Below are 12,442 nucleotides of genomic sequence, written 5' to 3' on the forward strand. Positions count from 1 at the left end.
CGCATGATCCATGTCGTGCATCATCCCGACTATGTCGCAGCCGCGCCGGCGCGGTCGACCTATCGCTGGAACAAGAACGGGCTGATCCGCGACCTGCTGCTCGCACTTGGCGACAGGCTGTCGTGGCATCAACCCGGGGCGACGCCGCGGCAGTGGCTCGAGGCGGTGCACGACCCCGATTATGTCGCCGAGGTGATCGAGGCGCGCGTCCCCGCGCTGAAGGAGCGGCGCATCGGGTTTCCAGTGACCGAGGCGGTGGCGAAGCGTGCGGTCGTGGTGCCCGACGGGACATGGCTGGCCGCGAAACTTGCCCTGCTCCACGGCTTTGCCGCGAATACCGCAGGGGGTAGCCATCATGCACTGGCGGAGACGGGCGCGGGCTATTGCGTGTTCAATGACCTCGCGGTCGCGGCCGTCCGGCTCGTCGAGCAGGGCGATGCGCAACGCATCCTGGTCGTCGATTGCGACGTGCATCAGGGGGACGGAACCGCGGCACTGCTCGCCGGACGGCCCGAGATCGCGACCTATTCGATCCATGCGGAGAAGAACTTCCCCGTCCGCAAGGCACGGTCGTCGCTCGACGTCGCGCTGCCCGACGGGGTCGACGATGCCGCCTATCTCGACATCCTGCAGCAGACGCTCGTACCGCTGCTCGACGAGGTCCGGCCCGACCTGATCCTCTACCAGGCGGGCGTCGATCCGTTTGCGGGCGACCGGCTCGGCCGGTTGTCGCTCACGCTCGACGGACTGGTCCGACGCGAACGGCTTATCGCTGGGCTCGCGATCGCGCGCGGCGTGCCGCTCGCGAGTACCGTGGGGGGCGGCTACGGCGACGACGCGCTCGAGATCGCGCAGCGTCACGTCACCGCGATCATGACGCTGGGTGAAACTTTTGCGGGGCGTGGCGCCGGATCATCGGATGCGACGTTGAACGGTCGATGACGACACCCACGCTTCTCTGGCTGCGCCAGGACCTTCGCCTTCACGACCACCCCGCACTGATCGCAGCCGCTGCGGCGGGCCCGGTCATCCCGGTCTATGTGCTCGACGACGACGCGCCCGGCGACTGGGCGATCGGCGGCGCGCAGCGCTGGTGGTTGCACCACAGCCTGGCGGCGCACGGCGAGGCGCTGAAGGACAAGAAATCGCGGCTGATCCTGCGTCGCGGCGACGCGGTCGAGGTTCTGACGGCGCTGCTCGAGGAGACAGGCGCGACGCAGATCCATGCGATCCGCCACTACGAACCCTGGTGGCGCAAGGCCGAGGACGCGCTGGGCGATCGGCTGTGCCTGCACGACGGCAATCACCTCATGCGGGTCGAGGACGTGAAGACCGGGTCGGGTGGCCAGTTCCGCGTCTACTCGTCGTTCTGGAAGGCGCTCAACCAGATGATGCCACCGCCCGAGCCCGAGCCGGTCCCCCATGTGATCCATGCGCCCGGTTCGTGGCCCAAGAGCGATACACTCGCGTCATGGGACCTACTGCCGACCAAGCCCGACTGGTCGGGCGGGTTCGACGACTGGACGCCCGGCGAAGCGCAGGCGTTGAAGAATGCCAAGGCGATGGCGTCGATCGTCGAGGCGTATGACGTCGACCGCAACATGCCGTCGATCGAGGGGACGTCGCGCCTGTCGCCGCATTTGCATCACGGCGAGATCTCGCCGCGGACGGTGTGGCATGCGGTCGACGGTCACGGCGATGCGACGACTTTCCTGAAGGAGCTGGCGTGGCGCGACTTCACCGACGGCGTGGTGCTGGCGATGCCCGATTACGGCAAGGCAAACGGGCGGCCGAAGTTCGACGCGCTGCCGTGGCGCACGGGCAAGGCGGCCGCGGCGGACCTGAAGGCGTGGCAGACGGGGCGGACGGGCTATCCGATCGTCGATGCCGGGATGCGGCAGCTCTGGACGACGGGGTGGATGCACAACCGTGTCCGCATGATCACCGCGAGCTTCCTCGTAAAGCATCTGCTGATCGACTGGCGCGAGGGGGAGCGGTGGTTCTGGGATTGCCTGGTCGACGCCGATTACGGGAACAATTCGGTGAACTGGCAGTGGGTCGCCGGGACGGGCGTCGATTCGAACATGTTCGGGCGGATCATGGCACCGCTGTCGCAGTCGGAAAAATTCGACGCAGGCGACTATATCCGCGCGTGGGTACCCGAGCTTGCCGGACTGAAGGGCGATGCGATCCATGACCCCGACGACTCCGGATGCCGGCCGGACGACTATCCGGCGAAGATCATCGGCCACCGCGAGGGCCGTGAGCGCGCGCTCGATGCGGGTCGCCACGCACGCTAGTCCCTTTTCACCGTCGCGGCGCTGTTGCATGGAGCGCCGCGATGACCGCCGTTCCCGCTTTCGATGACCCCCAGTCCCCCGCGGCGACGACGCTGGCGCGTCTGGCCGCGCCGATCTTTCACCGCATGCTCGACCGGATCGACGACGGGCTGGAGAGCGGGGCGATCGAGGCGATCCTTCCCGATGGAACGCGCCGGCTGATCGGCGGGCGCACGCCCGGGCCGGTGCCCGTTGTCACGCTCCACCGCTGGCGCGCGCTGATCCGGCTTGCGACCGCGGGGTCGGTCGGCTGGTACGAGGGCTGGACCGCGGGCGACTGGTCGAGCCCCGATCCCGTCCCGCTGTTCGACCTTTTCATGCGCAACCGTGTGTCGCTGGGGCGCACCGCGCGGTCGGGCGGGGTCGCACGGCTGTCGGCGCGGCTCTGGCACTGGATGCGGCGCAACCACCGCGAGGGTTCGCGGCGCAACATCGCGGCGCATTACGACCTGGGCAACGACTTCTACGAGCTCTGGCTCGATCCCGGCCTGACCTATTCGAGTGCGCTGTTTGCCGAGCCCGTGTCGGAGGCAGAGACGCTCGAACAGGCGCAGACGACCAAGTTGCAGGCGATCCTCGATCGCACCGCCGCGCGGCCCGGCGACCGGATCCTCGAGATCGGGTGCGGCTGGGGGTCGTTTGCCGAACTGGCGGCGCGTGCCGGCGTATCGGTCCACGGCCTGACCTTGTCGACCGAGCAGAAGCGGCAGGTCGACACCCGCATGGCGGACGCCGGGCTGACGAACGTCACGGTCGCGCTGACCGATTACCGCGACGTCACGGGCACCTATGACGCGGTGGCGAGCATCGAGATGGTCGAGGCGGTGGGCGAGGCCTATTGGCCGGCCTATCTCGATGCGATCGCGCGGGCGTTGAAGCCGGGCGGGCGTGCGGCGATCCAGTATATCACGATCGACGATGCGATCTTCGACGCGTATTCGACAAGCGTCGATTTCATCCAGCGGTACGTCTTCCCGGGCGGGATGCTGTTGTCCGAGCCGCGGTTCCGCGCGCTCGCCGAGGCGCGCGGGCTTGCCTGGGAAGACCGGCGCGGGTTCGGGCTGCATTATGCGGAGACGTGCCGGCGGTGGCGGGTTGCGTTCGATGCGGTCGTCGCGCAGGGCCGCCTGCCGGCGCGGCTCGACGCGAAGTTCGTCGCGTTGTGGCGCTATTACCTGATGTATTGCGAAGGCGGGTTCCGCGGGGGCGGGATCGACGTCGCGCAGGTCACGCTGGTGAAACGACGCTGACAGTCTGCCCTACAAGGGGCAGACCTTCAGGCTACGCGTTCGAAATGGCCGGGTTCGAACCCGTCGATGGCCAGCGCGACGATGCGGTCGGCGACGACCTGCGGATCCTTCACCGACTTCGGGTCCTCGCCGGGATAGGCACGCGCGCGCATCTTGGTGCGGGTCGCGCCGGGATCGACGATCGCGGTACGGATACCGCTGATCTCGGCCATCTCGTCGCCATAGGCGCCGAGCAGCGTCTCGAACGCGGCCTTCGACGCGCCGTAGAGCCCCCAATAGGCGCGGGGTTTGCGGCCCACGCTCGAGGTGACGCCGATCACCCGGGCCGACTTCGCTTTCTTCAGCATCGGATCGAACGCGGCGATCAGGGCGGCCTGCGCGCTGACGTTGAGCGTCAGGACCTGCGCCATCTCCTTGGGGTCGATCGCGGGGACCGATGACAGCGAACCGAGCATCCCAGCGTTGAGCACGAGGATGTCGAGCGCGTCCCAGCGGTCGCCGATCGCCGTCGCCAGCCGCGCGATCGCGTCGCTCTCGGCGAGGTCGAGCGGGGCGATCGTCGCTGACCCGCCGGCGTCATGGATCGCCGTCTCGACCTCTTCGAGGCCGCCCGCGGTCCGCGCGGTCAGGACGACGTGCGCGCCCTGTGCCGCCAGCGCGACGGCGGTGGCGGCGCCGATGCCGCGGCTGGCACCGGTGACCAGCGCGAGCCGGCCCTCGAGAGGCTTGTCCGTCATGTTCACTCCGGGATCTTTAGATAACGCGCTCGGCGAGCATCGCGAACTGATCGACCTCGGCGCCTTCGTCATGGTCGGTCAGCGTCGTCGGATAATCGCCCGTGAAGCACGCGTCGCAATATTTGGGACGAATGTCCGCCCGCTTGGCCTCGCCCAGCGCCTTGTACAGCCCGTCGATCGAGATGAAGTTGAGGCTGTCGGCGTGGATGAAGCCCGTCATGCCGCCGAGATCGAGCTGGGCTGCGAGCAGCTTGGTGCGCTCGGGCGTGTCGACGCCGTAGAAGCACGAATGCCGCGTCGGCGGGCTGGCGATCCGCATGTGAACTTCGGCAGCGCCGGCCTCGCGCATCATCTGGACGATCTTGAGCGAGGTCGTGCCCCGGACGATCGAATCGTCGACGAGGATGACCCGCTTGCCCTTGATGAGCGCACGGTTGGCGTTGTGCTTCAGCTTGACGCCGAGATGGCGGACCTTGTCGCCGGGCGAGATGAAGGTGCGGCCGACATAATGCGAGCGGATGATGCCGAGCTCGAACGGGATGCCCGATTGCTGCGCATAGCCGATCGCCGCGGGCGTGCCCGAGTCGGGGACGGGGATGACGAGGTCGGCATCGACGGGGGACTCGATCGCGAGCTGCGCACCGATCGCCTTGCGGACCGAATAGACCGAATGATCCTCGACGATCGAATCGGGCCGCGAGAAATACACCCATTCGAAGATGCACGGGCGCGCCGCCATCGGCGTGAACGGACGGATCGAGCGGATCTCGGTGCCCTGGACGATGACCAGTTCACCCGGCTCGACCGCGCGGACGAACGTGGCGCCGACGACGTCGAGCGCGACCGTCTCGGACGCGAAGATCACCGCATCGCCGAGCTTGCCCATCACCAGCGGCCGGATGCCGAGCGGGTCGCGGCAGGCGATCATGCCCTCGGGGGTCATCACGATCAGCGAATAGGCGCCCTCGACCTGCTTGAGCGCGTCGATGAAGCGATCGAGCAGCGTCCGGTAGTTCGAGGTCGCGACGAGGTGGATGATCGTCTCGGTATCGCTGGTCGACTGGAAGATCGAGCCGCGTCGGACCAGTTCGCGGCGCAACCGCATGGCGTTGGAGATATTGCCGTTGTGCGCGATCGCGAACCCGCCCGTCGACAGCTCGGCATAGAGCGGCTGGACGTTGCGCAGCGCGGTCTCGCCCGTCGTCGAATAGCGGACATGACCGCAGGCGACGGTACCGGGAAGCGCGCGGATGACATCGTCGCGATCGAAGTTGCCAGCGACATGCCCCATCGCGCGATGCGTATGGAAATGCGCGCCGTCGAAGGTGGTGATGCCTGCGGCTTCCTGCCCGCGATGCTGCAACGCGTGCAGTCCGAGCGCGACGAGCGCGGCCGCGCCATCGGTCGCAGATACGCCGAACACCCCGCACTCTTCGCGGAGTTTGTCGTCATCATAGGGGTTTGTGGTCAGCATGCCGGGTCTCACGTCGTGCGGAGCCCGCCCTATAGTCGGGGTTCATGCGTTTGTCGCCTCTTTGTAATAACATTGCGCACCCGATCGCATGTCACTGGTCGCATCGCGGTGGCTTTGGGCTATATCCGCGCGATGACACATAGCCGCGACACGGGCCTGACGCTCGACCCGAAATTCGATTCCGCCGGCCTGCTGACCGCAGTCGTTTCTGACCGCGTATCGGGGGACGTGCTGATGGTCGCGCATATGAATGCGGAGGCGCTCGCGCTGACGCAGACGACGGGTGCGGCGCATTTCTGGTCGCGCAGCCGACAGGCGCTCTGGAAGAAGGGCGAGACGTCGGGAAACGTGCTGCACGTCGCCGAGGTGCGAATCGACTGCGATCAGGATGCGGTGTGGCTGATCGTCGATGCGGCAGGACCGGCCTGCCATACGGGTGCGCGCAGTTGTTTCTTCCGTCGTCTGGAAGGTGACGTGCTGGTCCCCGCCGAGTGAGGGCGATCCTCCTGCTCGCGCTCGTCGTCGCAGGGTGCGATCGCGCGCCGTCCGCGACGACGGGCGACAGCGCGGGCGCCCGACTCGAGGCTGCCGCCGAGCGGGCAGGGATCGTGTCCGATCCGGAGGCCCCGCTCGAGGGGGCCTGGGCGCGCGACACCGACCGGCTGTGCGTGGTCGGAACGGGGAAGACCAGCCGGATCGGCGTCAGCGTCGATTATGGCGAGGACCAGGGCTGTGCCGCGACGGGTGTCGCCGAGCGCGAGGGGACCGCGCTCAGGCTGACGTTCGGCGACTGCCGGATCGTCGCGCAATATGACGGCGACCGGATCGTGTTTCCTGCAACCGTTGCGGACGCGTGCCAGGCATTGTGCACGGGGCGCGCGACGCTGGCGGCGGTCACCGTCGACCGCCAGAGCATGGCGCGATCCGAGGCGCTGACGCTGCGATCGTCCAAGGGTACGCGTCTTTGCAGTAGTTGACGTTGACGTAAACGAGAGTTACATCACTGGGCATGGCAACACGCGCGTCCCCCGAGTCCTATGCGATGATCGAACCGCGACACGATCGCGATCATTTCACGATCTCCGACCTGTCGACCGAATTCGACGTGACCGCACGCGCGCTGCGGTTCTACGAGGACGAGGGCCTCATCGCGCCCGAGCGTCGCGGCACGCAGCGCATCTATTCGCACCGGGACCGCGCGCGGCTTGCCTGGATCCTGCGCGGCAAGCGCGTCGGGTTCAGCCTCGGCGAAATCCGCGAGATGATCGACCTGTACGACGTCGGCGATGGCCGGCGCGTACAGCGACAGGTCGTCATCGAACGGAGCGAGGCGCGCATCGCGCTTCTCACCGAACAGAAGCGCGACATCGACGCCGCCATCGACGAACTCACCAACTTCGTAGCCATCCTCGAGGCCAGTCGGGCCCAGGACAAAGGATAAACCATGCCCCAGTACACGCCCCCCGTGCGCGATACGCGCTTCGTCCTCGAGCAGGTGGTCGGTCTCGATCGCTACAGCAACCTTCCGGGTTTCGACACGGCCTCGCCCGACGTCGTCGATGCGGTGCTCGAGGAAGGCGGCAAGTTCGTCGCCGAGGTTCTGTTCCCGCTCAACCTGTCGGGCGACCAGCAGGGTTGCACGCGGCACGAGGACGGATCGGTCACGACGCCCGACGGCTTCAAGCAAGCCTATAAGCAGTATGTCGAAAGCGGCTGGGCGACGCTCGGCAACCAGCCCGAATATGGCGGGCAGGGCATGCCGCACGTCGTGTCGACCGCGTTCCAGGAATATATGATCTCGTCGAACATGGCGTTCGCGATGTATCCCGGCCTCACGCACGGCGCGATCGCCGCGCTCGTCGCCAAGGGGTCGGACGCGCAAAAGGCGATGTACGTGCCCAAGATGGTGTCGGGCGAATGGGGCGGCACGATGAACCTCACCGAGCCGCAGTGCGGCACCGATCTCGGCCTGATCCGCACCAAGGCGGAGCCGCAGGCGGACGGCTCCTACGCGATCACCGGCACGAAGATCTTCATCTCGAGCGGTGAGCATGACCTGACCGAGAACATCATCCATCTCGTGCTGGCCAAGACCCCCGGCGCGCCGGACAGCTCGAAGGGCATTTCGCTGTTCGTGGTGCCGAAGATGCTGGTGAACGAGGACGGTTCGCTCGGCGCGCGCAACGGCGTCACCTGCGGGTCGATCGAGCACAAGATGGGGATCCATGCGAACTCGACCTGCGTGATGAACTACGACTCGGCGACCGGCTGGCTGGTCGGCGAGGAGATGAAGGGCCTCGCCGCGATGTTCATCATGATGAACGCCGCGCGGCTGGGCGTCGGCCTGCAGGGGCTCGGCGTCGCGGAGGTCGCGTATCAGAATGCGGTGCAGTACGCGCAGGATCGTCGCCAGGGCCGCGCGCTGACGGGGCCGAAGGAGCCGCAGGAGAAGGCGGACACGCTGTTCGTCCACCCCGACGTGCGGCGGATGCTGATGGAGGGCAAGGCGCTGACCGAGGGTCTGCGCGCGTTGATCCTGTGGACCGCGCTGCAGGGCGATCTCGAGCATAACGCCGCGGACGAGGCGGAGCGCCAGCTCGCGGGCGATATGATCAGCCTTCTGACCCCGGTCATCAAGGGCTATGGCACCGACATGGGCTATGCGATCGCGACCAACGCGCAGCAGGTCTATGGCGGCCACGGCTACATCGCCGAATGGGGCATGGAGCAATATGTCCGCGATGCGCGGATCGCGATGATCTACGAGGGCACCAACGGCGTGCAGGCGATGGATCTGGTCGGCCGCAAGCTCGCGCAGAATGGCGGTCGCGGGATCCAGGCGTTCTTCAAGCTCGTCACGGACGACGTCGCGGCGGCCAAGGGCGATCCGGTCACCGCGTCGTTTGCCGAAGCGCTGGAGAAGGCGAACGGCCAGCTCCAGGCGGCGACGATGTGGTTCATGGCGAACGGCATGAAGAACCCCGAGAATGTCGGCGCGGGCGCGGTCAGCTACATGCACCTGATGGGCATCGTCGCGGTCGGCGCGATGTGGCTGCGGATGGCGGTCTCCGCGGCAAAGCTCAAGGCAGCAGGCGAGGGCGAGGCGGCGTTCCTCGACGCCAAGCTGATCACCGCGCGTTTCTATGCCGAGCGGATCCTGCCCGACGCAGGCGCGCTGCGTCGCAAGATCGAGGGCGGCGCGGAGTCGCTGATGGCGCTGCCGCCGGAGATGTTCATGGCGGCCTGATCGCCACCATGACGTGCGCGAAGGGCGCGGGCGTCGGGGTTTCCCCCGGTGCCCGCGCCCTTTTTGTTTGTCAGCGCTGCGCCCACAAAAAAGGGGAGCCGTTTCCGGCTCCCCCTTCGAGGCTAGCGAAGCGTGAGGATCAGAAGTTGATCCGGACGCCTGCATAATAGCGACGGCCGAGCGGATCATAGGTGCCCGCATCGGTATCCTGGCCGGCCGACGCGCCGATGTCGGCGAGGTAAGGCGGCTTGTTGTTGAGCAGGTTCGACCCGCCGATGTAGAATTCGAACCCGTCGTTGGTCTGGAAGCGGATCTGCGAATCCAGGTAGAATTGCGGACGGACGCGGTACAGCGGATTGGTGCCCGGACGCGCGCCGGTCAGCTGGTCGTCGAGGCTCGCCTGGCTGATCCACGTGCCCGTCGTGGTGAAGCCGACACCGTCGACGTCATAGGACAGGTTCGTCGTGAACCGGTCGCGCGACGCACCGATCTCGCCCGCGAAATAGTCGCGATCCGCCTCGGGCAGTGGCACGGTGTAGCCCGAGATCAGATGCGTATACGAGCCGCGCAGGCCCAGCATGCCCGCAAGACCGATATCCGCCAGATCCTGGCGATAGGTGATGACCGTATCGATGCCCTGGGTCTTCACGCCACCGCTGTTGAGGAAGCTGGTCGTGAGCTGGTCGAGCGACCCGGCGCTGTTCGGGCCGAGCGCCGCCGGACGCCGCGTGATCTGGCTGCAATAGTCCGCGTTGCCCTGCTCATAGCACTGGTTCAGGATATACTGCAGCGGCGTCTGGACGATCGCGTCCTTGATGCGGATGTTGAAGTAATCGACCGTGATGACGAAGTTGCGCAGTGCGCGAACCGAACGCGGATTGATCACCACGCCTGCGGTGAACGAGTCGCCCTTCTCTTCCTGCAGGTTCCGGTTGCCGGATTCGAAGCTGGTGACACCCTGGATATCTTCCTGCTTGGCGAAGAAGGCCCCATTGTTCGCTGCGATGTTGGTGAGCACGCCCGGTGCCGCGCGGCAGGTCGTTCCCAATGTCCCGGCCGTTGCCGCGGTCACGCCGATGCACGGATCGCTGACGCTCGGGAAGTTCTGCTGCGGCGCCTGGAACAGCTCGTTGATATTCGGTGCGCGCACCGAACGCGCCTGCATCACGCGGAAGCGAATGTCTTCCACGGGCGCCCACTCGCCGCCGAAATTGTAGCTGTAGGTCGTTCCGATCGTCGAATAGTCCGAGACGCGGAGCGCACCGCGGACGCTGAGCGACTGGAAGAACGGCTTGTCCTGGATGATCGGCGCGACGACCTCGCCAAAGCCTTCCCACAGATGGAAGCGACCAGCGGTCGAGGGCAGTGCGTTGTTGCCGTTGAGGCCCTGCTGCGTGAGCAGATCGAAGTCGTTGCGGCTGCTTTCGCGGCGATATTCGGTGCCGACGCTGAAGCCGATCGGATCGGCGCCGAACAGCGAGAACAGCTTGCCCGACACGTTGCCACCGGCAACCGTCTGCGTGACCTTGGTGCTGAGCGTCGTCGGCGCAGCAAGGTACCCCGCTGCAGGAGCGAGCGCGCCCGCGCCGTAGATGTTGGCCGGGACGCACCCGGCAGCGCGCGCGGCCGGATCCGCGCAGACGATCTGCCCGGTTGCCGGATCACGATAGGAGTTCAGCGCCTGGAAGAAGTTGGACGTGTTGAACTGCCCGCTGCCGACCTGGTTCTCCTTGGTCTGGCCATAGATGCCGTAGACCTCGTAGTTGAAGCGGTCTTCCAGGAACTTGCCGGTAGCGCCGCCTGCGAAGCGGAACATGTCACGGCTCGCGCTGCTCGTGCGCGGCCCGAAATCGGCGAGGCGCCGGTCGAAGTAGATGTCGCGCAAGCCGTCATTGTCGGTGTCGGTCGCAGCATTGAAGATGGCGTCCGGCACGTAAGGATTGCGGTAGGTCACGCCGCCGACGATCGACTGGATCGGGATCTGGCCCGAGTTACGCGGGTTGCTGAACGTCGAATCGAGAGGAAACGGCTCGATGATCGTGCTGACCTTGGTCTTGGCGTAGTTGCCTTCGACGAACAGGTTCAGCGCAGGCGAAACTTCAAAGTTCGCACGGCCCGCGGTCACATAGCGCTCGACCGGCACGGCCAGATAGCGGAAGTCCGACCGGTTGAAGCCGTCCGGCCCTGCGACCGTCCCGTTTGCATTGACGCACCCGGCAGTCCCGTTGGGCGATGCACAATCGCGCAGTGCGCCGTCCTGGCCATAGGTGAACACGCTATCGCCAGCGTAATAGCGGCCCTGCGGCGCGAAACCGGACAGCGACCGCTGCGGCGTGAAGAAATCCTCATCGGCGCCGGTGGTGTAGACGCGGCTGGACGAATCGATCGCACTCGAACCGGCTTCGGTGAACCGGTCGCGTTTCAGCACGGTGCCCTGCTTCGAATAGCCACCGAACAGCATGATGTTGCCGCGGCCATCTGCGAAATTCTTGCCGACGAGCGCGTTGACCTGACGATCGAAGCCATCGCCATATTGCGAGATGCCGACCTGCCCATCGAGCTGGATGCCGTCGAACTTGGTCTTGTAGATCATGTTGACGACGCCTGCGACGGCATCCGAGCCGTATACTGCCGATACGCCGCCAGTCAGCGTGTCGACGCGCTCGAGGAATTGCGTCGGGATGACGTTGAGGTCGACCGCGCTGCTACCGGGCACGCCCGATACGAAACGGCGGCCATTGACGAGAACGAGCGTCCGGTCTTCGCCCAGATTGCGAAGGTTCACCGTCGCGACACCGGCAGACTGCGTCGCGAAGCTCGAATTGGTGCGGCTGATGCCGGGGGTGCCGAACGCCGGGTTCTGCAGCAGGACGTCCTGGACGTTGATCGCGCCGGCCTGCTGGATCTGGGCGATGCCCACGCTCTGGAGCGGCGAGGCGGCGGTGGCCGAGGGCGAGGCGATGCGCGAGCCGGTCACGACGATCTCGCCCGCGGGCTGCTCGGGCTGCGCCGATGCAGTGCTGCCGGCCTGGGACTCGACGACCGGGTCCTGCGTGGCGGGAGCGGCCGCGGTCGGCGCGGGGGCGTCGGTCGCGGGCTGGGCCTGCGCCGCGGCGGGAGCCGGCGTCGTCTGCGCCATGGCGGGCAGCGCGACCGCGGAAACTGCGACGAGCAGCGTCGAGGCTAGCAGATTGCGGCGATAGGTTGGGGTCATGATCGTTCTCGACTCAGCACTGGATGCGATGGGCCAATATCGCTGACCTTCGCGGAAGCGGGCGCTGTAAGCCTCTGAGGTCGCAGGAATCCATCCGTTCTCGACCGACATTGCGTGAATATTTCCGAGTGTTTCTTCCTTGCAACACTTCAGATCAGTCGGGCTGTCTGCGAGCGTTCGC

The 12,442-nt window shown here is 66.5% G+C and carries 10 protein-coding genes; 7 read left to right on the top strand and 3 right to left on the bottom strand.

The features are described from left to right. The first annotated feature begins 3 nt into the window (after positions 1-3). Genes AC0CH3_RS06970 through AC0CH3_RS06980 form a run of 3 tightly spaced genes read left to right on the top strand, consistent with a single transcriptional unit; the run spans position 4 to position 3,589 of the window. Positions 4-942, top strand: coding sequence for a histone deacetylase family protein (locus tag AC0CH3_RS06970; RefSeq protein ID WP_354299840.1), 939 nt, complete (start codon positions 4-6; stop codon positions 940-942). Beyond that, positions 939-2,300 (top strand): cryptochrome/photolyase family protein, encoded by a 1,362-nt coding sequence (locus AC0CH3_RS06975; RefSeq protein WP_354299842.1) that lies wholly within the window; start codon positions 939-941, stop codon positions 2,298-2,300. The genes AC0CH3_RS06970 and AC0CH3_RS06975 overlap by 4 nt, the downstream gene beginning before the upstream one ends. 41 nt (positions 2,301-2,341) lie before the next feature. Then, positions 2,342-3,589: a class I SAM-dependent methyltransferase gene (locus AC0CH3_RS06980; RefSeq protein WP_465237720.1), complete on the top strand. Its 1,248-nt coding sequence runs from the start codon at positions 2,342-2,344 to the stop codon at positions 3,587-3,589. A 26-nt stretch (positions 3,590-3,615) separates the two neighbouring features. On the opposite strand, the gene AC0CH3_RS06985 is transcribed toward AC0CH3_RS06980, so the two are convergent. Together AC0CH3_RS06985 and purF are read right to left on the bottom strand one after the other, a co-directional pair. After that, complete coding sequence (locus tag AC0CH3_RS06985; RefSeq protein WP_354299843.1) at positions 3,616-4,326, bottom strand: SDR family NAD(P)-dependent oxidoreductase; 711 nt, start codon at positions 4,324-4,326, stop codon at positions 3,616-3,618. A gap of 16 nt (positions 4,327-4,342) precedes the next feature. After that, positions 4,343-5,800: an amidophosphoribosyltransferase gene (gene purF / locus AC0CH3_RS06990; protein WP_056022982.1), complete on the bottom strand. Its 1,458-nt coding sequence runs from the start codon at positions 5,798-5,800 to the stop codon at positions 4,343-4,345. A 132-nt stretch (positions 5,801-5,932) separates the two neighbouring features. Between purF and hisI the strand changes: the two genes are divergently transcribed. From hisI to AC0CH3_RS07010, 4 genes are read left to right on the top strand one after another with little or no spacing between them, the layout of a single operon-like run. Further along, on the top strand, positions 5,933-6,295 hold the full coding sequence (hisI, locus tag AC0CH3_RS06995; RefSeq protein WP_354299845.1) for a phosphoribosyl-AMP cyclohydrolase: 363 nt from the start codon (positions 5,933-5,935) through the stop codon (positions 6,293-6,295). Continuing rightward, positions 6,292-6,777, top strand: a complete 486-nt coding sequence (locus tag AC0CH3_RS07000; protein ID WP_056022985.1) for a hypothetical protein — start codon at positions 6,292-6,294, stop codon at positions 6,775-6,777. The genes hisI and AC0CH3_RS07000 overlap by 4 nt, the downstream gene beginning before the upstream one ends. A gap of 32 nt (positions 6,778-6,809) precedes the next feature. Then, complete coding sequence (locus AC0CH3_RS07005; protein WP_056022988.1) at positions 6,810-7,241, top strand: MerR family transcriptional regulator; 432 nt, start codon at positions 6,810-6,812, stop codon at positions 7,239-7,241. Between the two features lie 3 nt (positions 7,242-7,244). Further along, on the top strand, positions 7,245-9,047 hold the full coding sequence (locus AC0CH3_RS07010; protein ID WP_465237721.1) for an acyl-CoA dehydrogenase C-terminal domain-containing protein: 1,803 nt from the start codon (positions 7,245-7,247) through the stop codon (positions 9,045-9,047). Between the two features lie 139 nt (positions 9,048-9,186). Here the strand turns inward: AC0CH3_RS07010 and AC0CH3_RS07015 are convergent, their stop codons facing one another. Beyond that, entirely contained in the window at positions 9,187-12,261 is a 3,075-nt protein-coding gene (locus AC0CH3_RS07015) for a TonB-dependent receptor plug domain-containing protein (protein WP_354299847.1), read from the bottom strand. Positions 12,262-12,442 lie beyond the last annotated feature (181 nt).

The sequence above is a fragment of the Sphingomonas sp. AC449 genome, assembly GCF_979253475.1.

Excerpts from the sequence above, each read along its gene's own strand:
- AC0CH3_RS06970 (WP_354299840.1), top strand. The coding sequence starts at position 4 with ATGATCCATGTCGTGCATCATCCCGACTATGTCGCAGCCGCGCCGGCG.
- AC0CH3_RS06975 (WP_354299842.1), top strand. The coding sequence starts at position 939 with ATGACGACACCCACGCTTCTCTGGCTGCGCCAGGACCTTCGCCTTCAC.
- AC0CH3_RS06980 (WP_465237720.1), top strand. The coding sequence starts at position 2,342 with ATGACCGCCGTTCCCGCTTTCGATGACCCCCAGTCCCCCGCGGCGACG.
- AC0CH3_RS06985 (WP_354299843.1), bottom strand. The coding sequence starts at position 4,326 with ATGACGGACAAGCCTCTCGAGGGCCGGCTCGCGCTGGTCACCGGTGCC.
- purF (WP_056022982.1), bottom strand. The coding sequence starts at position 5,800 with ATGCTGACCACAAACCCCTATGATGACGACAAACTCCGCGAAGAGTGC.
- hisI (WP_354299845.1), top strand. The coding sequence starts at position 5,933 with ATGACACATAGCCGCGACACGGGCCTGACGCTCGACCCGAAATTCGAT.
- AC0CH3_RS07005 (WP_056022988.1), top strand. The coding sequence starts at position 6,810 with ATGGCAACACGCGCGTCCCCCGAGTCCTATGCGATGATCGAACCGCGA.
- AC0CH3_RS07010 (WP_465237721.1), top strand. The coding sequence starts at position 7,245 with ATGCCCCAGTACACGCCCCCCGTGCGCGATACGCGCTTCGTCCTCGAG.
- AC0CH3_RS07015 (WP_354299847.1), bottom strand. The coding sequence starts at position 12,261 with ATGACCCCAACCTATCGCCGCAATCTGCTAGCCTCGACGCTGCTCGTC.